We start from the raw sequence: 24422 nt of genomic DNA on the forward strand, positions 1-24422 counted from the left end.
AATGTATTGAGCAATACTAAGTTACAAATAAATTCTTGTATGTACAACTTTTCTTTCATATAAATTTATCTATTATTTTAATTCCGCCAACGGGTTTCTTCTTTATCTATAATACTAACATTACAATATTCATCAGAATATTTATGAGCTATATTATTGGGTAAATAATCGGCTGTTATAACATATATACCCATATTATGAGCTTCTTTTATAACAGGGAGCAGGTAGATTGATCCACCCAACAGCATCAGTCTTTTTTGTTTCATTCCTTTTTTTTTTATAACTATGTCTTAAATAATTCTTATACTCCATCTACCTTTTACTACTTCTATAACCCTTTCTACACCCAATTCCCTTGCTTTCAAGCATAAAGGATATTATCCTATAGAAGCACCTATAATAGCTAATTTCATAATAATTCAAAACTTGATAACATTTCCCTAATTTGTTCTGGAGAATTAAACATCATGATATCTATCATTGAAAGTCCTCTCACAAACTCACAATTTAACTGCTTATATTCAGTAATTATAGGTTCCAAAAAAAACAAATTCAAACCTTTTTCTTTAAATTTTTGTTTTTCGTAAAGTTCTTTTCCACCAATTGCATTAATATATGTATCAGCTTTTAACTCTCTACAGATTGCTAAAATTTTATCTTGCCCTTTCAAAAAAATATCTTTTTTTAATTTAGATGATAATATAAGCTCTGTTTTTATTTCTAAGTATTCAACAACCCTTTTTATACTATTTGCTACAAACAAGGCAAGATTATCTTTTGGATAAGCATAAATTTCATGAAGCAATTCATTAACAGGTATAAAATAAGGTGCCTTAGAATATGCCATTATTATAGTTTTGTCTAACCTTTTGAAATCGTCAGCAATAGAAATCTCTTTAATCAGTTTATTTTGGCTTGCATTGTGCAAAGATATGGTAAATAACTTTTTATTACCATTAACTAAAATGTTATTACGATTAATCCATCCTTTTTTTATATAATTAACATCATCAAAAATAACATATTTATCTACCGCTTTTATTAACTGCCAATACCCTATGTAAGGCATAAAATAAGGCTGCATAATTCCCAATTTCATATTATTTTTTATTAAATATTTCACAAATAAGAATATTACATAGATATTATTTTACTTTTTAGCAGCCAGATATTTATTATTCCTGCTTTTTGTTACAATATCTTGTTAATATTCTATCAACTATTTTACTTCATTTTTTTACAATTTCCTTTAAAAGGTTTTAATAACCCGAATAACCCTTTGTACATCTTCTTGTGATAATGCATGATGCATAGGCAAACATATAACAGTGTTTGCAAGATGAGTAGCTATTGGTAAGTTGTCTGCAGAGGCACTCTCTAAACCTCGATAGGTAGAAAAACTGCTTATTAGCGGATAAAAGTAGCGACGGGCAAGAATATTATGTTGCTTTAGTTTAAGGTATAGCTCATCTCGAGTCATACCATACAGCGCAGCATCTATAAAAATGGGGAAATAAGAATAGTTGTGCTTCACCTTTGGCATATCGTCCCAAAACGTTATTCCTTCTACGTCTCTTAACGCTTCGCGATAAGCTACTGCTACCTCTCTGCGAGCAGCAATGGCTGCATCTACCTGTTGCAGATTAAGCAAGCCATAAGCAGAGCGCATCTCGTCCATCTTACTATTAATGCCCGGAGCCACAACCTCCGTTTCGCCTGCAAAACCAAAATTCTTTAGATAATCAATGCGTTTTTTCAGCTTGGCATCATGCATTACCATAGCTCCTCCCTCTATAGTATTATATACTTTTGTGGCATGAAAGCTGAGTGTTGCAACATCTCCTGCATTTATAAGACTCTCACCATTCACCTCTACACCAAAGGCATGTGCAGCATCATAAATCACTTTTAAGCCATACTTGTCGGCTATACTCTGAATGGCTTCTACATCGCAAGGCTTTCCATAAACATGCACTGGTAATATGGCTGTAGTACGTGGAGTAATGGCAGCTTCTATCTTGTTAGGATCAATGTTGCCTGTATGTGGGTCTATATCTACAAACACCGGCTTAATACCATTCCACCATAAAGCATGGGTAGTGGCTACAAAACTATAAGGAGTGGTAATTACCTCGCCTGTAATATGCAATGCTTGTAAAGCTGTAATAAGCGGCAACGTACCATTGGTAAACAAGCTAATATAAGGCACTTTCAGATATTCGCATAAAGCGTCCTCTAAACGTTGATGAAACAAGCCGTTATTAGTTATCCACTTACTATCCCAAATATCTTTAAGCATAAGATTAAAATCTTCAAGTTTTGGTAATAGTGGTGACGTTACTGTAATCAATTTTTCATCCATTTATTTTTAAATATTTTGTCAAAATCCTGTTATGTGATATTATATTAAAAACAATATTAATCAAAGCTTTCTCTATTGTCTTTTGTCTGATATAATCTATTAAAGCACAAGAACAAAACACTATAATAGGTATTACTATAGCATGAATATAAATGCCGCTTTGATGATACATTCCTACATTATTACATACATCATGCCATAGCCAACGACGCATATCACGAGAAGCGGCGTGTATTAGCAACACACCAAACGTACAAGAAGCTATAGTGTTTATGACACGACTATGTTTTAATGGTAAATTTTTAAACATCATAAAGGAACATATACTTACTGCAAGAGCTAAAGCCTTATTAGTTTCAGAAACAAAGAAAATTACAAACCCCATAGTTGCAGACTTACCCAATGTGCTATATAAATAAAGAATAAAAAGCATGCTCACAACAGAAATCACTATTAAAGCCATTGTTGCTATAGTCCATACCCTAAAATTATCACTATACGGCATCTTATATTTTCTTATATATGAAGCTATTACATATAATACTGAAAACCATGTAATATAGTTGAATTCCACATTTATAAAAGGCACTGTTCCTAATATAGTATATGTAAAAATACATAATGATAATAAAGCTAAATGTTGTCGCTGGCTTATATTATTAATACATGCATTTAGAAAAGGAATGAAAAGAAAAAATATTATAAAGCAAGCAGAGAAATCCTTACTTATACTACCGATAGGGTTTACAATATCTATTAATCCTCGCAAAGAAAAAGTAGAATATCCCGTAATCAGAAAGATACCTCCTATTATAATACTATAAAACTCTATTTGTAGTATTAGCTTTAAAAACTTATGTAACGTTATATGCGATTTACACATAAAATAGCCTGTTATAAGTACGAAACAGTTTATACCTGTTTTGCCCCATGCTCCAGTGATATATAAATATATACTTTTTATAGCTGTTGGATACTCCTCCATAACGTGTACTAAGCCAGAATTTACAACATAATGATGCATTACTATAAGCAACATCACTATTATCCTATATAGCTCCAAATTAGAACTTCTCTCATGTTTTACATAACTATCTGTAACAGAACTGGGGGGGGTACTTGCACTTTCATTTAATTAAACCGTCTTTTATATTATCTTTTTACTAATCTTCTCACAAATATTTCTTAACATTGAGCTTTTTTGCATAATATTTGGCACCTTCTTTTGTAAGATGTAAGCCATCGTGGGATATAAACTTATGATTTGGTGTAAATACGGTTATTTCGCCATCTTTGTTTTTTAACACACCCATCATATCTATATATCTACTTCTATATAATTTTCTTTCTATATCATTTATTTCCCTACTTCTTTCAGGCTCTACAACATGCCTCTTATAATAATTTTTATCTCTAAATATATTATTATACATTGGACCAATAGACGAATAATACTTTTTATAACCAACGCGCCAAAACTTTTTATCATAGAAATATGGCAACATATAATAAAACACTTTTAGCTCATTAGAGTTTGCTACAAAAATAACATTAGCCTTTTTAGCTCTTGCTATAGCACTACTATCTACATCTATTCCATGATAAGATATATTATATTTTGTGGTATCTATATTGCTTTCTAACATTATATTAATCCAATCGCGTCCATAAGAATCGCCAAAAACTAAAATATTTTTCCTACCATTAACTGGGAAATCTTTATTAAACTTATTTATACGTTCGTTATATCCTTGTTGCTCCCAGCTTGAAGGATCATTTTTATATATGTTAAGCTGAGGAACATCTCTCATCACACCTTTCTTATTATACACATAAGCTCCTGCTGCTATCAACATTATTGCTAACACTATAGAAAAAATGATGACATAATTACTTCCCTTTTTAGTGTGCGCAATGTCAGATAATGGCTTCTCTATATACTTATAACATACCAATCCTATTATGATGGACATAAAGAATAGTCCGAAATATTCTGTTATGCTAAAATCGTAATTTACTATATATCTATATAATGCTATAATAACTTGATGAAAAATATATATACTATAACTGGCAACTCCTAATTTTGCTATTGCAGGCAGCTTATAGCTTTCTAATAACCTTTTATCTCTTTCCTTTAATATCAATAAACCTGTAGTTAAGGCCACTGCTATTATAAGGCGTATTTTCTTTGCATCTATTTCAAAATTAATCGATATTATTAATATTAACGCTATTAATATCAATAAAACATATTTTGTTAAACTATTACAAGCCTTATCCCTTCTATAATTAAAAGCCACTATGCTCCCTGCTACAAACTCAAATAACCTTGCTGGTAATAAATAAAATTTTACAGAAGTATCTATCTCATCTTCTCCTATAGGTATAAGATAAAAAGCTATAGAGGCTATAAATATTATCCAAAGAAATAACTCCAGCATTCGCCCCCCCCGATTTTTACTATTTTTAACTATAAATATTATAGGAAATAAAATATAAAACTGGAAGATTAATCCAACATACCAAAGGTGCATTAATGGCTTAAAATCATTTATTGAGTCCCAATAATCTCTACTTGTAATATATTGCACTACATTACCCATAAAGATACTACTACCTACAACCATTTCACTACATAGCTTAAAGTCGGCAGGTACCATAACAAAATAGCAAATAAATAATGATATTGCTATTGCTATTAATGACATAGGGGCAAGTCTTGTTATCCTTCTCTTTATAAAATTAGAATAGTTCGACCCATTCATTGACTTATATTTTAGAAGACTTATAGTTGTTAAATAGCCGCTAATAACTAAAAACACATCCACTCCTAAGTAACCATAATTAAGCAAACCTATATGAAATAAGACTACACCTAAAATAGCTATTCCTTTTATAACATCAAAAAACTGAAAACGGTTATCCATTATATTTTTATTATAAGAAAACTAAATATTATATTATAAGACCTTTTATAAATTAAGCTTTATTCATAACTAAACGCAGGGAGATAACTTAAAATGGTTTTTCTTATTGACTTATAGGCACATCTTCCCTTCTTTCTTATGTATTAAACAAAGAAAGTATATATAAAAAGCATATCCCTATTCAATAAAAAACTCCACTTTTGAGGCTATATATACAATGCCCCGCAGAATACTTTTAGTTAGATTTCTATTTTAACTGTTCACAAAGGTATTAAATATATTTCAAAGAGTTAGCCTTTTTATCGCTTTTTATCACCCATAAAAACAATATTGCCCGTACATCACTTACAGCCTCAGACCTTTTAAAATGTCATTCATCTTTTGCTTTGTCTCTATACGGGTAGGTACTAATGGTAAACGAAGTATATTCTCTATCATTCCCATATCGTTTAATAAAGCTTTACAACCTGCAGGATTTCCATCTACGAAAAGTAGCTTATAAAGCTCGGTAAACTTATGATGTATAGCACGAGCTGCCTCAAACTCACCATTAAGCTCTAAACGTATCATACGCGAAAACTCCTTAGGCAAAGCATTACCTATAACAGATATAACCCCCACTGCTCCGCTCACTATCATAGGGAAAGTAAGAGCATCATCGCCACTGAGAACTTCAAAGTTATCTGGCTTATATTTTATAATTTCATCTACTTGCTCTAAGCTACCTGAAGCCTCCTTGATAGCTACCACATTAGAGAAGCTATTAGCTATCCTTATAGTTGTTTCTGCCGTCATATTAATACCTGTTCTTCCTGGTACATTATAAAGCACTATGGGCAATTTGCTTGCATTTGCTATTTCTTTAAAATGTTCATACATTCCTCTCTGACTCGGCTTATTATAATAAGGACAAATACTTAATATGCCATCTACCCCTGACCAATCAGACTCTTTTATTTCACGTACAACTGCCGCGGTATTGTTTCCTCCACAATATTTCAATATAGGTACACGCCCTTTTACTACGTCTATGACTGTTTTAGTAATTTCGTCTTTCTCTTCCTTTTCCAAGCATGGCGTTTCACCTGTTGTTGCAAGGATAACTATAAAGTCGGCTCCGTTACCTATCTGGTAATCTACCAAACTTTTTAAAGTTTTATAATCCACACTTCCATCTTTCTTAAAAGGTGTAATAAGAGCTATACCTAATCCTCGAAATATGTTTTGCATACGTTTTATGTTTTTAGAAGTATCTCTTTATATAATAAATGCTTGTAAATATAAGCCTAAAGACCATCATCTGCCGTCCCAACTTATATATGCAAATGTAACAATTAATAATTAGATGTCCAAAGTTTTCAATATTTATTTATATATTAATATCAAGCATAATAACAGCTAAAAAGCAATCTTTCAGTTATACTAATGCCTTTTTAAAACATTAAAAGGGTATCTCCTCTCAAAGGAAATACCCTTAACTTTTTATACACTTAAAAGCGCGCTTACGCTTTTATATTTGGTTCTTCAAGACCTAAATGCTTCTTCTTGTCTACCACTTTTAAGAACAATCCAATAACTAAAGCTGCTACTCCAAGCCCGGCTAACATAAGTAAAGGAGCAGTATAATTGAGCTTTGTAGGATCTGTAATGCCCACGTTAGTAGCATCGAGAACATTACCTATGAGCAAAGGTATTAACCATAAACCTATGTTCTGTATCCAAAAGATCAAAGCATATGCCGAACCTATAATCTTAGCATCTACCAGCTTAGGAACAGATGGCCATAAAGAAGCAGGTACAAGTGAGAAAGAAGCTCCAAGAACAAGTATTGTCAGATAAGCTACTATAACGCCACCTACATCATTACCCCTAAACATAGGAAGCACAAAAGCAAATGTAAGATGACAAGCTATTAACAATACAGAGCCTAACACAAGCATAGAGGCAGCCTTACCCTTATGGTCTACATAGCTACCAAGTATAGGAGTTATACCAACTGCTAACAATGGGAACACGGCAAATATTGTTTCTGCAGACTGTCGCATATACCCCATATAGCAATATGCCACTAAAGAGCATACAGAAAGACAAAGAACACCATACTTCACACTCTTATTTTTCATAAAATTGAACATAAAAGCTGTAGCAGCAATAACTAACATCAAGCCATATTGCACAAAGGTTACCGTACTGGAAGCCCAAAACGAGTCTGCTGGCACTGGCTTAAAAGTAAGATTACACTGAAGCATATTTACAGCATACTTCTGGAATGGGAAGATAGCAGAATAGTAAAGCACACAAAGTAATGATACTAACCAAAAGCCCATAGAGCTTAATATCTTACCAAGATCGCTGAGCTTAAAGGGATCGTCTTGTTCTTCTGCCTCACCAGTCTGACTATCGAGCTTCTTATCCATAAAGAAGTAAACAACAAACATCATCAAAGCAATGCAAATAAGCACTACACCAAAGGCTACCGAACGAGATACATCAATGTTTCCACCAAACTTTGCAAAGAAAGGAGAAAAGATCATACAAGTAGCAACGCCTAAACGAGCCAATGCCATTTCTGAACCCATGGCTAAAGCCATTTCTCTACCTTTAAACCATTTCACTATACCTCGTGAAACTGTAATACCTGCCATCTCTGTTCCACAACCGAAAAGCATAAAACCTATAGAAGAAACCTTTGCCGATGCGGGCATTCCTTCATAAAAAGGCGACACTCCAAGTTGGTCGAAAACAGGTATATAGTTAAGATTAGCTGTAAACCAGTGGTCTAAGCCACTACCTTTAAACCCTTCACTTATAGCATAATATTTTATACATGCACCACAAAGCATTACCAAGCCTGAAAGCAATGCAGTGAAACGTACCCCCATCTTATCAAGTATAATACCTGCAAAAATAAGGAAAAACACAAAAACATTAAGAAAAGTTTCTGACCCCTGCATAGTTCCAAATGCTTTAGAGCTCCAGCCGCGCTGGCTCTCCATTAAGTCTTTTATAGGCGACAAGATGTCTACAAAAATATAAGCACAAAACATAGCAAGTGCTAAAAGAAGAAGTGCTGTCCAACGGATTCCAGCAGAATCTCTAAGTGTTGTTTTTTGGTTTGGATCTGACATATTTATCTTTTTATTAGTTGTCTATATTAATATTCTGTTTTGTTTCTCTTTTTACTTCTTTAACCATCTATCAAGCCAATTCTTAAAAGTACGTTGCCATAATATGCCGTTCTGTGGCTTCAACACCCAATGATTTTCATCAGGGAAAAGTAGTAATTCGGCTGGTATACCACGCAAGCGGGCAGCATTAAAAGCCCCCATACCCTGATTAGCATTTATACGATAATCCTTTTCTCCATGAATGCAAAGTATAGGTGTATCCCACTTATCCACACTTAGGTGAGGACTGTTCTCGTATGTTCTTCTTGCAGCTTCTGTACGATCCTTATTCCAATAAGCATCATCATACTCCCAATTGCTAAACCAGACTTCCTCTGTATCGGTATACATACTCTCAAGATTAAAAGCACCATCATGCGAGATAAAACACTTAAAGCGTTTATTATGATGACCCGCTAAATAATAAACGGAGAAGCCTCCAAAAGAAGCACCTACAGCTCCAAGACGATCTTTATCCACATAAGGCAAATGTGCTGCGGCATCGTCTATGGCAGATAAATAGTCGCTCATACACTGACCTGTCCAATCGCCTGAAATCTCTTCATTCCATTTGCTGCCATATCCCGGCAAGCCACGCCTGTTAGGCGCAATTATAACATACCCATTTGCTGCCATCATCTGAAAATTCCAACGATAGCTCCAAAACTGAGATACAGGGCTCTGCGGTCCCCCCTCACAATATAATAATGTAGGATACTTTTTACTTGCATCAAAATTAGGAGGAGTGATTACCCATACCTGCATATCCTTACCGTCAGAAGTTTTAACCCAACGATCAGTTACATTAGCTTTTGCAAGCTGATCAAGGATATGTTTGTTTTCAAAACTTATCTGTGTTTGCACACTTGCCTTTTCCTTTTTAGAAGGAGTTACTACATATATATCTGCTGGTGCAGACATACTCTGCCTTATTGCCAAAAGCTTCTTTCCAGCATCACCTAAAAGAGCCACACTTGTATAATCGTGCTGACCTGTGGTAAGCTGCTTAACTTCACCTTTCAAATTGGTTTGATAAAGGTTTACACATGCATGCCAGCAACCATAAAAGTACAAGTCTTTAGAATTAGCAGCCCATGTAAAACCATCTACATTAGAATCGAACTTCTCTGTAACATAAACTTTCTTTCCTGTAGCCAACTCCATTACGCAAAGACGATTACGATCGCTCTCATAACCATTATTCTTCATGCTCTGCCAAGCAATATATCTACCATCTGGCGAAAACTGAGGATTAACATCATAACCCACCTGCATATCGCCACTTTGGCTGTTTACTTTTTGGGCGCGCATACTCTTTGTAGCATCTATCTCCGGCTCTTTATACCCTACTGGCTTGCAAAGATTTACAGTGTTTTTAGTAGCAATATCATATAAATATATATCCGCATCTGTAGATATTGCATACTTAACACCTTCACGCTTGCGAGAAGTATAAGCTATCTTCTTTGAGTCCTTGCTCCAAGCTATCTGCTCTATGCCTCCAAAAGGTGCTAAAGGGCTCTCAAAAGGCTCACCTTCCATAATATCTATACCCTCAGATACTCCCTTATCACTTACTTCAGATAAGAAAGGGTGTGTATTAGTCTGCACATAATGGTCCCAGTGTCGATAGTTCATATCTGTTATTACCATACCAGAGGCTTTAGGAAGGTCAGCAGGATTCTTTTTTATCGTACCATAATAGGGTATGCTTTTTAGAAGAACTACATGCTTTCGGTCAGGTGAAAACTTAAAACCTTCTATATCAATAGAAGAATGGGACAACTGCTTCCTATTATCACCATTAGCACTCATCACCCACAACTGCCCTTTAGAAAGATAAGCTATAGTGTTATTATCTATCCATATAGGGTCAGTCTCGTTGCTTGACAACTTTGTTAATAAGCGGTCATTCTTTCCATCGGCATCCATTACACGGATAACTTGATGCCCCTTATTTTCCTTCACACTATAATAACCTACCTGATACACCACTTGTCTACCATTTGGCGACGACTGGGCAGAGGTAATCCTGCCCATTGCCCATAACACTTCTGGTGTCATCACATTACTCGAAAGAGATATTTCGCTCCTTCCTATATTAACATTTTGCGCTTTAGCCATACTTCCTCCTGATAATAAAGCCGCAGTCATAGCAATTATTACTCCTTTATTCATAACATAGAAAAATATCAGATTAGATATTAATATTTTTTTCTTTTATTAAGTTCCTCTTGCCTACGCCTAATATCTTCCTGCTTTTTTGCCTGAAGCTCCTGCAAGGCTTGCATACGAGCAGCTAAGCCGCCCATCTTCTTCTTAGGATTATTTTTGTTCTCTTTCCTTCTGTTTTCCAAATAAGCTAACAGCTTTTCTTCATTTGTAGTCTTACGAAGAGCCCACATAATAGCTGCAGAGAAGAATAGTGAAACAAAATAATAGAAATTTAATCCTGAAGAGTAATCATTAAAAACAAAGAAGAAGAACAGTGGCATAAATAGCATCATATATTGCATCATCTTCATCTGATCGCCTTGCGAGCCTACCATCTGGTCTTTCTGTTGCTGCATAGTAAACCAAGAATAAAGCAAGTTAGCTGCACAGAATAAAATACAAGTAAGCGAGATATGATCGCCTATCAACCAAACATTATGCCCCCACTCTACAATTGGGTCATACGTGCTTAAGTCCTTCATCCATAAGAAGCTTTCACCACGCAGCTGTATAGCATTAGGAACAAAGTTGAACATAGCTATCCATATAGGTGCTTGTATAAGCATTGGCAAACAGCCCGAGAGCGGGCTAACACCATACTCTGAATACATCTGCATCATAGCCTGCTGCTTCTTCATCTGATCTTCTTTACCATTATACTGCTTAGTAGCCTCATCGAGTTTTGGCTTTAATACGCGCATCTTTGCAGAGCTCATATAGCTCTTTTTTACCATAGGATAAGTAATGGCCTTAAGCAGCAAAGTAATTAGTATTAATACTATACCCATAGGGAACAGCTTGCTCAGAAAATCGAACACGTATATAGTAAACCAACGATTAATGATACGGAATAGTGGCCAGCCTAAGTAAACCAAACGTTGCATCTCAAGATTTTTACCAAAAGTGCTCTCTGCCTCTACTGCTTGCAGCTTACGAAAGTCGTTTGGTCCAAAATAAAACTCAAACTCTGAAGGCTTCTTTCCACTGGGATCGAAAGCTGTTTTCATATTAGCTTCATACTGCTTTAGATAGCCAGAAGATTTATCTTGTGGCACACTCTTTAGCTTAGCACCTGAAGAGAAGTTGTCTTTAGAAATCATAACAGCCGAAAAGAACTGATTTTTAAAAGCTACCCAGTCTGTAGCTTCCTCTGTAGTTTCTTCTTTTTCAGCCCCCTCACTTAGGTAACTTGTACCTCCTTCGCTCTTCTTATACGTAAGCGTTGCATAGCGATTTTCAAAAGAAAAGCCACGCTCCTGCTGCCGCACCTTATCAAGCCACTCTACCTCCATCTGATTATTAGTAGGACTAAATAACCCTTCTACGCCCTGCGCCTTAACGCTAAGATGCAACAGATAGTCTTTACCTAACTTATAAGTTAATGTCAATGATTTTCCCTGTGCTGCATTTGCTGTAAAAGTTACAGTAGAATCGGTCTGATTAGTAGGAGTAAAATAAAGATCTTTTGTCTCTATATTATTAGCCTTTGCTGCTAAAGCAAAGTTAAGACTCTGATCATTACTATCAAAAAGGGTTACATACGGCAAATCCTTTGATCCATCCTTAACAGCTATATTATGCCCTACATAGTTTTTTATAATAGCCTTTGTAACAACACCTCCCTTGCTGCTTAACGTAAGAGCCACATTGTTATTTTTTAAGACTATATCCTGCTTTTTTCCTTTCAACGCTTCATAAAAAAGCTTTGTTGTGTCTAAAGCTACAGCTTGCTTTACTTGCTCTGCCTTAAAGCTATCTTCTTTATCCTTTTGTGCTTTTTTAGCAGTAGCTATAGAGTCGGCTACAAATTGTTTTCTCTGTTGTGCTATCTGTTCTTTTGAAGGCTGTTGCCACCAAGCAAAGCCAAAAAGCACTAACGCCATTAGGACAAAGCCTGTAATAGTGTTTTTATCCATTATTCTTATTTCTTATTTTCAATTGCTGTTTTTACAAAATCTACAAAAAGAGGGTGCGGGTTTAGCACTGTAGACTGATATTCTGGGTGAAACTGTGTACCTATATACCACTTCAAACTTGGTATTTCCACTATTTCCACTAATTCGCTCTCAGGATTTTTTCCTACACAGTTCATGCCGTTACGCTCATATTCCTTTATATAATCGCTATTAAATTCGTAACGATGGCGATGACGTTCCTGTATGTATTCTTGCTTATATATATTAAATGTACGCGAACCTTGTTTCAAAACACATTCATAAGCCCCTAAACGCATTGTACCTCCCATACTGGTTATGTTCTTTTGCTCTTCCATAATGTCTATTACATTATGCTTGGTCTTCTCGTCCATCTCACGTGAGTTAGCGTCCTTATAACCTAAAACATTACGTGCAAACTCTATAACCATCATCTGCATACCTAAACATATACCAAAAGTAGGAATATCATGAGTACGGGTATAATGAGCTGCAACTATCTTTCCTTCAACTCCTCGCTGCCCAAAACCAGGACATATCACTATACCATCTTGCCCCTTCAGATGCTCTGCTACATTATCTTGGGTAAGCTCTTCGGAATTGATAAAAGTAAGCACAGTCTTATAATCATTATAAGTACCTGCTTGCAAAAGCCCTTCACGAATGCTCTTATAAGCATCTTGTAAATCGTATTTGCCTACCAACCCTATATGTACTTCTTTCTTTGCCTTACGCCTACGCTCAAGAAAGGCTTTCCATGGACCTAACTCTGGTGTAGGTCCTATAGGCTCACCACACTTACGTAATATAGCCACATCAAGCCCTTCCTCTAACATCTTTAAAGGCACTTCATATATACTTGGCAAATCTTCGCTCTGAACGACACAGTCTAAATCGACATTACAAAAAGCTGCCACCTTCTTTCTAAGAGACTCGTCAAGGTGTAACTCGGTGCGAAGAATAAGTATATCAGGCTGTATACCTACACTTTGCAGCTCTTTTACACTATGCTGTGTAGGCTTTGTTTTAAGCTCTCCTGCTGCTTTAAGATAAGGTACGTATGTTAAATGTAGGTTTATGGCTCTCTTACCAAGCTCCCATTTCATCTGCCTAATAGCTTCTAAGAAAGGTGCCGACTCTATATCGCCAATAGTACCTCCTATCTCTGTAATAACAAAATCGTAATGCTTCTTCTTGCCTAACATCTTTATGTTACGCTTTATCTCATCTGTGATATGAGGTACCACCTGAATGGTCTTACCTAAATAATCGCCACGACGCTCCTTATCTATAACACTTTTATAGATTCTACCCGTTGTCATCGAGTTAGCCTTAGTCGTTTTAATATCGGTAAATCTCTCATAGTGCCCTAAGTCAAGATCTGTCTCCATACCATCAACGGTTACATAACACTCTCCATGCTCATAAGGATTTAATGTTCCGGGATCGATATTGATATATGGATCAAACTTTTGAATTGTAATATTATAGCCTCTTGCCTGTAGGAGCTTACCTATTGACGAAGATATAATTCCCTTCCCTAAAGAAGAAACAACACCACCTGTTACGAAAATATACTTTGTTTCAGCCACGATAGATATTTTTTAAGTTTATAAGTATAAAGGCATAATTGCCCCAAACTAAAGTGCAAAGATACAAAAATATGTGTATTAATCGTTTCATATCTATATTTTTCTCACAAAAGAAAACATTACAACAAAACAAATAAAGCTATTTCACAAGAAAATAACTTCTAAACAGTCATTACTACCTATATAAATTATATCTTTTTACATGCCTTTTATATAGCATAGATTAAAAAAGAATTGTAATTTTGCAAACAAGAGATTCTTTTTATTTTAATCAAAATATTTCAAAGTCAACATGAAACGTTTTCTAACAGCTATAACTTTCCTTTTCTTAATCTTATTATATGGCTTCGCACAAGCCACTACTACTGCACCTATAAAAACCCCTACTAAAGACATTTACCTACAATACATCGACTCTCTACAAGCAAAAAGGGACACAATATTATATAGTAAAAACTTTAGCTTATCGCCTAAAGATAAAATAAAATATAAAGAAGTGAGGCTATTTATGCCTACTACTTTTTACCACGACATTATACATAAGTCGTTTGCACCAAATAACACACTCTCCAGCTTTGACAACACACTGCTTAATATTTACTTACAACGCCCTTATCTCGTAGAAAACTCCTCTACTAAGCTAACAAAAGATATTAACACTATTGACAATCTTAGGGTTACTATTCATCATGATGCTGAAATAGTAAAAAAAGCAGAGGAGAAAACTCCAGAGCCTATAGCAGCCCCCATAAAAGTCATGATAAAGAAGCCTAATTTCTGGGCTTTCAAAGGCGATTATTCTTTACAGATGATGCAGAACATTGTTACCGACAATTGGTTTCAAGGAGGTGAAAGCAACTATTCTGCCTTGGGAGCTATAAGTATGCAAGCCAACTATAATAACAAACAAAAAATAAAGTGGGATAATTTTCTTGAAATGCGTTTCGGCATTCAAAGCACACGGTCAGACTCCTTACACAGAGTAAAAACTACAAACGACCTTATACGTCTTACATCAAAATTCGGATTACAAGCTACAAAGCGTTGGTATTACTCTGTGCAGATCATTGCCAACACGCAGTTTGCACACTCATATAAAGCCAACGACCCTAAAGTATATTCAGACTTTCTTGCACCATTCAACTTAAATTTATCTCTCGGTATGGACTATTCCATAGACTGGGCTAATCATCATTTAAAAGGAAACATACATATAGCGCCTTTGGCATACAACATGAAATATACCAGACTTTTAGACCTCTCATCACGTTTAGGAATAGGGACAAACAAACATGTTCTTAACGATATAGGTTCTGAATTTAATATACAGTTAGACTGGAAAATACTCGAAATGCTTTTATGGCGTACTCGCCTTTACGGATATACCACTTATTCACGTACAGAAATAGAATGGGAAAACCTCATTTCATTCAAATTCAACAGATATATTTCTACACAGCTATTTATATATCCGCGCTTCGACGACGGTGTGGCTCGTGATAATAATCATGGCTTTTGGCAGTTTAAGGAATATGCTTCCATCGGATTTCAATATAACTTTTAATCAATCAGTAAAATAACCACAAGACATACAAATATATAATGGCAAAAAAAGCTATAACTATCAATAAACTAATCTTCTTCTTTAAACGCCAAATATGGAGACATTCCTATGTACGTTTTAAGGATAATCCTTTAATATATATAGCTCAAAGGCTATATCTTGTGTTTAACGGACTTTTCGTAGAACGCCATTGGGGATATGCTGCACAATTAACATACAACACCCTGATGGCACTTGTACCTATGTTTGCTGCTATCTTAGCTATCGCACGTGGGTTCGGATTTGAGGACTATATCGTAGAATGGTGTAGACAGCTCTTTGCTAATCAGCCTAATACTGCTAAAGTAGTATTAAACTTAGCAAAATCGTATATCAACTATACCCATACTGGTGTTATCCTTGGCATTAGCTTAGTATGGATGCTATATTCTGTAATATCGCTCTTTAACAACATAGAAGCTGTCTTTAATGGCATTTGGGGAGTAAAGAAAGAACGTAGCATGGGTAGGGCTATTACCGATTATGTGTCTATACTGATATTCCTGCCTCTTACATTAATCTTACTTTCCGGGCTTAGCATTTTCTTTCAATCTGTAATAGGACATCTTCCAGAGTTCCAACTTCTCACGCCTATCTTGCAAGAGCTTATCAGCTTTATGCTACCTCTATCTATACTAACCCTTCTCTTCATATCTATGTACACGCTCTTACCTAACACTAAAGTGCGTGTATCTATGATATTTATTCCTGCTTTAATGGCTGCATTCAGCATTATTATTATACAAAGTATCTATATACATTGCCAAGTGTTTTTTGCAAGTTACAATCTCATTTATGGCTCTTTAGCTGCCTTACCACTACTTATGTTATGGCTACAGCTTTCATGGTATATCTGTATAGGCTTTGCTGAGTTAGGACGAGCTAATCAGGAGCTTACAGACGGAAGATATATCGGCGAGATGCGTAAGGATAGCCCACGAGAAAAGCTACGTAAAGCCTGCGTTATAATGAGCATTATGGGGCGTAGACAAATGAACGCGGAAGGACCTACTGACGCTCAATTGCTACAACAACTAACAAGCTATACTTATACACAGATTATGCGCTCTATTAACGACCTTATAAAAGCAAAACTAATAACCAAAACCCTTAGTGAAAACAATATAGAAGTATTTACGCTTAACCACGACTCTTCCAAACTTACAATGGGCTTTATCATTCGTTCGCTACTTGGAGCAAAGGCACGCCAACGCAAAAGTAACACAAGCTTACATATCAATGATAACGAAGAAACATTACTTAACAAACACTTCGACAACTATATAAAGTCTATTGACAATATAGCTGTTACCAAATTAACTAACAAAAAAGACTATTAAAAAAGCCATCTTCTACATTCTTAAAAATAAGATTTTTCAGAAAAGAGAAACATACTTAAAGATTAAAAATAAGTTATTTTTAATCCATTTTTAACCTATTTTTGAGTTAAAAATAGATTATTTTTCTTTTCTATACATGATTTTTACCATAAAGAAAGCAAACCTTTTTCTTACAAAGACGCATAAGTTTTCCGGTGTATAGACATCTTTTCCCCTTCCTAAACATAAAAGACGCCCATATACTATATATTTCTTGCTTTATATATAGCTTCTTTAGCTGCGTTTATCTCTTGAAATTTAGCTTCTGCGGCTTTCCTTATATCCTCACCAAGCGATGCCACACGGTCTGGGTGATGCCTAAGAGCCATTTTGCGGTAAGCGTCTTTTACCTCTTTATCCGTTGCCGAAGGTGATATTCCTAATATCTTATAATATACATTAAGATCCGCTTTCGAAGATGAATATTTTTGCTTTCCCTCGTATGAATACCCCATATTTAGCATAGATTCAACATCTTGCACGCTAAGATGAAGATGAAGGGCTATATCCTTTAATACCTCTACTTCTTGAAAAGACACCGTTCCGTCTGCTTTAGCTATCATTATAAGATAATCGAGAAGCTGAAGACGCTGCTCTTCACTCATGTTAAAAGATATTTCCATGCAACTTCTATGAATAACATTCTTAAAAGCAAGCATACCTTCATTATCCATTTTTTTTAAAAGACGTTTAAGAATAATCTCGCCTTGCAAAACAGCTTCATCACCAAAATTATAACGAAGGAACTTACGAACATATTCCATTTCAGAATGCATAACCTTAGAATCTGCCTTAATGACATAAGAAGATAACACAAGCAGGGAAAAGAGAAAAGAGTTACGCATCTCTTCAAAAGATGTTTCTCTATAATTTTCTGCCGACGATTCTCCGTCATAACCGCTATTATTAACTTTGCCGTCTGCCCCTTTTGCTGCATCTGCTAACAGGCTACCGATACAGTAACCTGCCAAAGCTCCTAATATATTACCACCTGAAAGTATCCAGCCAAGTGCTGCACCTATCCATTTTCTCTTAGCCATTATCTATATATTTATTGTTTTTAAAATAAGTCTTTTGCAATAAATGTGCCAATAATGTTTTAATATAATTTCTCTACAACTCTTCATAATATGGTATATCATCTAAAAACATATATCTTTTCTCCTTTTCATTAAGCTTGCAAACATATATTTCTATTCCATTAGTCACTATAATATATGGCACAGAAAGAAGGATATTATAACTAAAAATCTGATCAAAAACCCTTTGAGTGATAGATATTTTAGGAGCTTTATACTCTATTATCATACGGGGCTTTAACATTTTATCGTATAAAACACTATCGGCTCTCAACTTTTTATTACCTAAGCTAAGGCTAATTTCATTAGCTAAAAGTGCTTGAGGATAATTTTTCTTTTCAACGACAAAACGTATAAAACTTTGTCGTACCCATTCCTCAGGTGTTAATGCTATATATTTCCGACGAAGTATATCTAAAACATAACGTCGCCCATTGTGTTCTTTTATAGAGAGATCCTTATATAAAAAGTTTGCTTTCATTGCCTTTTATTATATTTTTATGATATAGCACAAACACAGTAAGCATACTTAATGCTTAAAACATATTGCATAGTTTATCCACTAACAAAGGTACATATTTTCTGTAAAGTGCTAACAAATTTCCCTTTTAAAGTATAGAGCTATAATGAAAAACAAATATCTCATACCTTAAAAACCTAAAAGCAAACAACATTAGTAAAACTATAAAATAATGATTTTTAATATATTGCAAGGACATAATAACTATTTTGTCATGTTGCGCTTTTTTTGTACTTTTGTTTTTCATAAACAATATTCATATCACTCACACAAAAAAACAGTGGGCTAAATACAGGATTTCAAAATCTTTTTATGCAGAAATATATAGAGGTAAAGGGTGCAAAGGTAAACAACCTAAAAAACATAAATGTAAAATTACCACAAGAAAAATTTATAGTTATCACAGGAGTATCAGGTTCAGGAAAATCGTCTTTAGCTTTTGATACATTATATGCAGAAGGACAACGCAGATACGTAGAAAGCTTATCAGCATACGCGAGGCAGTTTCTTGGCAGAATGGCAAAACCTAATGTCGATTTTATTAAAGGATTACCTCCTGCTATAGCTATAGAGCAGAAGGTTATCTCAAGGAATACTCGGTCTACTGTAGGGACCTCTACCGAGATATATGAATACTTACGCTTGCTTTTTTCAAGGATAGGGCACACATATAGTCCTATTAGCGGAAAAGAGGTAAAACACAACTCTATAGAAGATGTAATAGAAAAGGTAAAAGAATATCCAGAAGGGACTAAATTCTGCATTTTAACACCTATACATATAGCCGAAGATAGGACTTTTACACAACAGTTAGAAATGAATATGCAAGAAGGCTATAACCGCATTTATATAGATGGCGACTTTATAAGAATAGATGACTATTTAGAAAAGTCTCACGATAAGAATATAAATGAAAAAGATGTTTATCTTGTAATAGATCGCCTCTCTTTAGATGGTACAAAAGATAATATCTCTCGACTTACAGACTCTTGCGAAACAGCATTTTTTGAAGGGCACGGAGAGCTATTATTACTCTTTTTACCTTCAAAAACCATTTACAATTTCTCTATACGCTTTGAAGCAGATGGCATTATTTTCGATGAGCCTAATGATAATATGTTTTCTTTTAACTCGCCTATAGGAGCTTGCCCTACATGTGAAGGGTTTGGTAGTGTTATCGGAATAGACGAAAGGTTAGTGGTTCCTGACTCCACACTCTCTGTATACGATGGCTGCGTGCAATGCTGGCATGGCGATAAGATGAAACAATGGAAAGAAGAATTTTGCCGCCGTGCTGCAAAAGACGATTTCCCTATATTTAAGCCGTATCATAAGCTAACACAAAAGCAGAAAGACCAGCTTTGGAAAGGACTACCTTGCGAAAAAAACATGGACATTCATGACAAATTTTGCATTAATGCCTTTTTTCAAATGCTGAAAGAAAATCAGTACAAGATACAGTATCGTGTAATGTTGAGTAGGTATAGAGGGAGAACTACTTGCCCTGACTGCAACGGAAACCGCTTAAAAAAAGAAGCATCATGGGTGAAAATAGCAGATAAAGCCATAACCGACTTAATAAACATGCCCATTATAAAACTAAAAAAGTGGTTTGACAATTTAGAGCTGCCTAATAATGAGAAAAATATAAGTAAACGTCTGTTGGTGGAAATAATTAATAGGCTACAATTTCTCATAGACGTAGGGTTGGGATACCTTACCCTTAACAGGCAATCTAACACATTAAGCGGAGGGGAAAGTCAGCGCATTAATCTTGCCACCTCATTAGGCTCGCCTTTAGTAGGCTCTCTTTATATTTTAGATGAACCCTCTATCGGACTTCATAGCAGAGACACCGAACGCCTTATCTATGTTCTTAAAGAATTACAAAAAAGTGGTAACACGGTAATAGTAGTAGAACATGATGAAGAAATAATGAGAGCAGCCGATTATCTGATAGACATGGGACCTGATGCAGGCAACTTGGGAGGAAAAATAGTGTTTGAAGGCAACATGAAAGCGTTAGACAGTAAGCTAAATGACAAAGATGCTATAAACAAACTTTTAAAGAAATATCCACTATCGCATACCATTGAATATCTTACTCATAATGAGAAGATAGAAGTTCCATCTACACGACGCCCATGGAATTTATACATAAACATAAAAGGTGCGCGTATGAACAATCTTAAAGGCGTTGACGTAAAGATTCCTCTTAACATTTTTACAGCTATTACCGGAGTAAGTGGTAGCGGAAAATCTTCACTTATAAAAGGAATTCTTTACCCTGCGCTAAAACGTAAGTTAGACGAAGTTGCTGATATGCCTGGCGAATACTCAAGCATGGAAGGAGATTGGAAAAAAATAAAGCATGTAGAGCTCGTCGACCAAAACCCTATAGGGAAAAGCACTCGCTCTAATCCTGCTACATATGTGAAAGCTTACGATGAAATTCGTAAAATATATGCAGATCAGAAACTATCAAAACAGATGGGTTATACGCCACAATTCTTTTCTTTTAATGCTGAAGGAGGAAGATGTGAAGAGTGTAAAGGAGCAGGAGTAACAACAGTAGAGATGCAATTCATGGCAGACTTAACACTAAAATGTGAAACATGCCACGGCAAACGCTTCAAAAAAGAAATTTTAGAAATAAAATATAATGGAAAAAACATATACGATATCTTAGAAATGACCGTATCGGAGGCTATTTCCTTTTTTACAAAAAATAAAAATAAGTCGGTTGTTAAACGATTAAAACCTTTAGAAGATGTCGGATTAGGATATATAAAAATGGGACAAAGTTCCTCTACATTATCCGGTGGAGAGAACCAACGCGTGAAATTAGCTTATTTCATAGGACAAGAACAAATAGAGCCTACCTTATTTATTTTTGATGAACCTACTACAGGCTTACACTTCCATGATATTAAACGCTTACTTTCGGCTTTTTATGCACTAATAGAACGTGGCCATTCCATAATCGTTATAGAACACAATTTAGACGTAATAAAATGTGCTGACCACATTATAGACATGGGACCTGAAGGAGGTGATAACGGGGGAAGTATCATTGCAGAAGGAACACCTGAAGAAATCGTAAAATGTAATGCAAGTTTGACGGGTAAATACTTAAAAGAAGTATTATAAAAAGTAACAGATGCTTAGTATAAAATACTACTAAGAAAAAAACAACAGGTAAGTTGTAGTATATAAAAAAACATACATTAACAAGATTATAGCTTATAAAGAAAGAGGGTATACCATTTTTGGCACACCCTCGTTTTTTACTTATAAATGTTGTTTTGTAACATAAATAGCACAACAACTTTTATATATAAAATAAAAAAACAGAAGTAATAAAAAGCAGTTTACTAAATAGAGTCTAAATAGTTCTTAGCCGGGTTAGCATACATCTCAAGCATACGTTTAGTTAAAAACTCCTCATCGCGATTAGGTATCTCTATCTTATTAAGCTGGTTATTAAGGTATTGCTCAAACTTACGCTCCTCTTCTAAGGTATAATAATCCTTATAATCCTCGCTACCATTTAGCAGGTCTAAGGCAATATAGTTATTTGGAAACAATTTATAATTACGATATATCTCTTTGTCTATATGCAATGCTACAGTGTCAAGTAGCTCAGAATTGTTCATTTCTACCTTTTTTAAAGAATCAAGGTAATCGTTAATACAGCAAGCTGCATGCAAATGAATCTTACCTTTATATCCCATTATACCAGTACGCATACTTATAACATCGTCCATAGGACCTTTTTCCCAATTAATGTTATCTCGCCGTGCCTGATACTCTGCAGCTTTAAGATAATCGCAAGGATCATATTCGTATGAAATAGCTAATGGCGATATGCGTAAAGATTTAAGCCTGTCTAAAGCACTACCCTCTCCTGCGAGAGTTAACATTTTAAGAATAGAACGTTGTGTTCTATCTTTAGAGTCCTTTGAGCGACCTTCACGTTGTGCTATCCATAAATTTTCATGTTTCTCTTTTATAGCAAAATGCATATAGGCAGACAGCGTATGACTAAAGGCTAAACGCTCACGAGCCAATAACCCACGCTTTACTATAAAGCTTTTATTAACACGTACTATGTCGAGTACCCATGGAATACTAAGCAAATTATCTCCAATAGCTATTTCGCAAGTAGTAGAAAATTTCTTTTCTATGAGCAACATATCTAATAAAGCTGAATCGAGCACTATATCACGGTGGTTACTCATAAAAGTATAACACTCCTTATTAGAAATCTCTGATATATCCATATCGCAACCAGTACTTTGCTTAGCAAGCAATTCTTTCAAAAACTTATAACAAAAAGCTAACTGAAAGTCTAAATTAGTCTTGCAAGCTCGCATCTGTTGTGCTATCACTTCCAAAGGTACATCTGGATATAAAAAACTTAAAACAGCCCTAAACTGTTGGTTAGCAAGCAACCTATCGTACACAGCAGGCAACTCCTCTGGCTCAAAAGGGCGAATATCATTAAAGATATCTGGAATTTTCATTGATTTAAAAAATATTTTATTGTTTAATTTTCGTATAAGAAAAAGGTAATTATTGTTTACTATTTACTTGTGTATTACCGCGAGCTATAACCAGCTTTATACCTAACTCCTCTATGCGTAATACATCAGCCTTCTTTATATGCTCATCTGTAATAATTATATCAATATCTTCTAAATTAGAAATTTTTGCAAAGCCACGCTTACCAAACTTAGAAGAATCGGCCAAAACTATAATCTTTTGAGATGCTTCCATCATGGCTTTGTTAAGGCGGGCTTCACGTATATCGGTTGTTGTAATACCAAAATCAAAGTCTATACCATCTACTCCAAGGAAAAGCTTACTAAAAGAACACTCGCTTAACATCATTTTGCTATAATCACCCACTACTGATAACGAACTGTGACGAAGTGTTCCACCTAACTGTATAATATCTATATCTTCTTTTTGAGATAGAATTTGCGAAATAGATGTAGAAGAGGTCATAGCCGTTAGCCTATGTTTAGGATTAATACAACGAGCAAAATTATGCAACGTAGTACCTGATGCTATCAAAATAGAATCGTCGTGAGTAATAAGCTGAGCTGCTTCGTAACCTATAGACATCTTCTCCTCTTGATATAAACGCTCTTTATCATTAACAGAACGGTTAATTGTAAACGGATCTATAAGAATAGCTTTACCATGACTACGATATAGCTTACCTTGTATTTCTAATTCTGTTAGATCCTTACGGATTGTTACCGAGGTTACATTAAGTATAGAAGCTAAATCAGTAACAAGAACAGAATCTTTCTTTATTAGCTGATCTAAAATGATAGAATGTCTTTCTTCTTTTGTCATATGAAGATAAGTTTTTATTTCTTATTTATTTAATAGTATACTAAATATATTTTTCAAAGGTACTAATAAAGATAATACTTTTTCTCAAAGTTATTTACTTTTTTAGGGAATAGTGCTTTTTTATAACTTTTTTATATGATATTAACGGCTTCAAAAAACACTTTCATTACGTAAAAATCATATTATTTTACATTTTAAAGACACACTACCAAACACTTATTTTTATACAACATACTATATACATTTACTATAACTTAGTGAAATGTTTGCGCAAA

At 34.8% G+C, this 24422-nt stretch carries 16 protein-coding genes and 1 pseudogene; 3 read left to right on the top strand and 14 right to left on the bottom strand.

The features are described 5' to 3' along the window. Positions 1 to 98 precede the first annotated feature (98 nt). The 10 genes and pseudogenes from F596_RS0101880 to pyrG form a co-directional block, all read right to left on the bottom strand. Positions 99 to 266: pseudogene (locus F596_RS0101880) on the bottom strand (ATP-grasp domain-containing protein); the annotation flags it as partial. Positions 267 to 409: 143 nt separating this feature from the next. After that, entirely contained in the window at positions 410 to 1099 is a 690-nt protein-coding gene (locus F596_RS0101885) for a WbqC family protein (protein ID WP_019035647.1), read from the bottom strand. Positions 1100 to 1249: 150 nt separating this feature from the next. Next, on the bottom strand, positions 1250 to 2362 hold the full coding sequence (locus F596_RS0101890) for a DegT/DnrJ/EryC1/StrS family aminotransferase (RefSeq protein WP_019035648.1): 1113 nt from the start codon (positions 2360 to 2362) through the stop codon (positions 1250 to 1252). Continuing rightward, positions 2355 to 3401 (bottom strand): acyltransferase family protein, encoded by a 1047-nt coding sequence (locus F596_RS10750; protein ID WP_019035649.1) that lies wholly within the window; start codon positions 3399 to 3401, stop codon positions 2355 to 2357. Before F596_RS10750 ends, F596_RS0101890 begins: the two co-directional genes overlap by 8 nt. A gap of 133 nt (positions 3402 to 3534) precedes the next feature. Beyond that, a complete protein-coding gene (locus tag F596_RS0101900) occupies positions 3535 to 5292 on the bottom strand; it encodes an acyltransferase family protein (protein ID WP_019035650.1) in 1758 nt (585 codons plus the stop codon). A 345-nt stretch (positions 5293 to 5637) separates the two neighbouring features. Further along, on the bottom strand, positions 5638 to 6522 hold the full coding sequence (gene dapA, locus F596_RS0101905) for a 4-hydroxy-tetrahydrodipicolinate synthase (protein ID WP_019035651.1): 885 nt from the start codon (positions 6520 to 6522) through the stop codon (positions 5638 to 5640). Positions 6523 to 6794: 272 nt separating this feature from the next. Beyond that, positions 6795 to 8420 carry an MFS transporter gene (locus F596_RS0101910; protein WP_019035652.1) on the bottom strand — a complete coding sequence of 542 codons (1626 nt, stop codon included), beginning with the start codon at positions 8418 to 8420 and terminating at the stop codon, positions 6795 to 6797. A gap of 51 nt (positions 8421 to 8471) precedes the next feature. After that, positions 8472 to 10637: a dipeptidyl-peptidase Dpp5 gene (dpp5, locus tag F596_RS0101915; RefSeq protein ID WP_019035653.1), complete on the bottom strand. Its 2166-nt coding sequence runs from the start codon at positions 10635 to 10637 to the stop codon at positions 8472 to 8474. Positions 10638 to 10663: 26 nt separating this feature from the next. Next, on the bottom strand, positions 10664 to 12589 hold the full coding sequence (yidC, locus tag F596_RS0101920) for a membrane protein insertase YidC (RefSeq protein ID WP_019035654.1): 1926 nt from the start codon (positions 12587 to 12589) through the stop codon (positions 10664 to 10666). Between the two features lie 5 nt (positions 12590 to 12594). After that, entirely contained in the window at positions 12595 to 14199 is a 1605-nt protein-coding gene (pyrG, locus tag F596_RS0101925) for a CTP synthase (RefSeq protein ID WP_008450146.1), read from the bottom strand. 292 nt (positions 14200 to 14491) lie between these two features. Between pyrG and F596_RS0101930 the strand changes: the two genes are divergently transcribed. Together F596_RS0101930 and F596_RS0101935 are read left to right on the top strand one after the other, a co-directional pair. Continuing rightward, on the top strand, positions 14492 to 15763 hold the full coding sequence (locus tag F596_RS0101930) for a DUF3078 domain-containing protein (protein WP_008450149.1): 1272 nt from the start codon (positions 14492 to 14494) through the stop codon (positions 15761 to 15763). A gap of 38 nt (positions 15764 to 15801) precedes the next feature. Next, positions 15802 to 17142, top strand: a complete 1341-nt coding sequence (locus F596_RS0101935) for a YihY/virulence factor BrkB family protein (protein ID WP_019035655.1) — start codon at positions 15802 to 15804, stop codon at positions 17140 to 17142. 242 nt (positions 17143 to 17384) lie between these two features. On the opposite strand, the gene F596_RS0101940 is transcribed toward F596_RS0101935, so the two are convergent. Both F596_RS0101940 and F596_RS0101945 read right to left on the bottom strand, forming a co-directional pair. Further along, the gene (locus tag F596_RS0101940) at positions 17385 to 18221 is read right to left on the bottom strand and encodes a DnaJ domain-containing protein (RefSeq protein WP_019035656.1); all 837 of its coding nucleotides are present in this window, start codon (positions 18219 to 18221) and stop codon (positions 17385 to 17387) included. A gap of 73 nt (positions 18222 to 18294) precedes the next feature. Then, the gene (locus tag F596_RS0101945; protein ID WP_019035657.1) at positions 18295 to 18741 is read right to left on the bottom strand and encodes a type I restriction enzyme HsdR N-terminal domain-containing protein; all 447 of its coding nucleotides are present in this window, start codon (positions 18739 to 18741) and stop codon (positions 18295 to 18297) included. 351 nt (positions 18742 to 19092) lie between these two features. Between F596_RS0101945 and uvrA the strand changes: the two genes are divergently transcribed. Continuing rightward, positions 19093 to 21930 carry an excinuclease ABC subunit UvrA gene (gene uvrA / locus F596_RS0101950; protein WP_019035658.1) on the top strand — a complete coding sequence of 946 codons (2838 nt, stop codon included), beginning with the start codon at positions 19093 to 19095 and terminating at the stop codon, positions 21928 to 21930. A gap of 224 nt (positions 21931 to 22154) precedes the next feature. Here the strand turns inward: uvrA and F596_RS0101955 are convergent, their stop codons facing one another. Continuing rightward, positions 22155 to 23306, bottom strand: a complete 1152-nt coding sequence (locus tag F596_RS0101955; RefSeq protein ID WP_019035659.1) for a hypothetical protein — start codon at positions 23304 to 23306, stop codon at positions 22155 to 22157. Positions 23307 to 23355: 49 nt separating this feature from the next. Then, positions 23356 to 24147, bottom strand: a complete 792-nt coding sequence (locus F596_RS0101960; RefSeq protein WP_019035660.1) for a DeoR/GlpR family DNA-binding transcription regulator — start codon at positions 24145 to 24147, stop codon at positions 23356 to 23358. Positions 24148 to 24422 lie beyond the last annotated feature (275 nt).

Origin of the sequence: Prevotella amnii DSM 23384 = JCM 14753 (assembly GCF_000378745.1) — a bacterium.
Taxonomy (GTDB): Bacteria; Bacteroidota; Bacteroidia; order Bacteroidales; family Bacteroidaceae; genus Prevotella; species Prevotella amnii.

Bases quoted from the DNA above. Each gene is read 5' to 3' on its own strand.
- F596_RS0101885 (WP_019035647.1), bottom strand. From the start codon at position 1,099: ATGAAATTGGGAATTATGCAGCCTTATTTTATGCCTTACATAGGGTAT.
- F596_RS0101890 (WP_019035648.1), bottom strand. From the start codon at position 2,362: ATGGATGAAAAATTGATTACAGTAACGTCACCACTATTACCAAAACTT.
- F596_RS10750 (WP_019035649.1), bottom strand. From the start codon at position 3,401: ATGTTGCTTATAGTAATGCATCATTATGTTGTAAATTCTGGCTTAGTA.
- F596_RS0101900 (WP_019035650.1), bottom strand. From the start codon at position 5,292: ATGGATAACCGTTTTCAGTTTTTTGATGTTATAAAAGGAATAGCTATT.
- dapA (WP_019035651.1), bottom strand. From the start codon at position 6,522: ATGCAAAACATATTTCGAGGATTAGGTATAGCTCTTATTACACCTTTT.
- F596_RS0101910 (WP_019035652.1), bottom strand. From the start codon at position 8,420: ATGTCAGATCCAAACCAAAAAACAACACTTAGAGATTCTGCTGGAATC.
- dpp5 (WP_019035653.1), bottom strand. From the start codon at position 10,637: ATGAATAAAGGAGTAATAATTGCTATGACTGCGGCTTTATTATCAGGA.
- yidC (WP_019035654.1), bottom strand. From the start codon at position 12,589: ATGGATAAAAACACTATTACAGGCTTTGTCCTAATGGCGTTAGTGCTT.
- F596_RS0101930 (WP_008450149.1), top strand. From the start codon at position 14,492: ATGAAACGTTTTCTAACAGCTATAACTTTCCTTTTCTTAATCTTATTA.
- F596_RS0101935 (WP_019035655.1), top strand. From the start codon at position 15,802: ATGGCAAAAAAAGCTATAACTATCAATAAACTAATCTTCTTCTTTAAA.
- F596_RS0101940 (WP_019035656.1), bottom strand. From the start codon at position 18,221: ATGGCTAAGAGAAAATGGATAGGTGCAGCACTTGGCTGGATACTTTCA.
- F596_RS0101945 (WP_019035657.1), bottom strand. From the start codon at position 18,741: ATGAAAGCAAACTTTTTATATAAGGATCTCTCTATAAAAGAACACAAT.
- uvrA (WP_019035658.1), top strand. From the start codon at position 19,093: ATGCAGAAATATATAGAGGTAAAGGGTGCAAAGGTAAACAACCTAAAA.
- F596_RS0101955 (WP_019035659.1), bottom strand. From the start codon at position 23,306: ATGAAAATTCCAGATATCTTTAATGATATTCGCCCTTTTGAGCCAGAG.
- F596_RS0101960 (WP_019035660.1), bottom strand. From the start codon at position 24,147: ATGACAAAAGAAGAAAGACATTCTATCATTTTAGATCAGCTAATAAAG.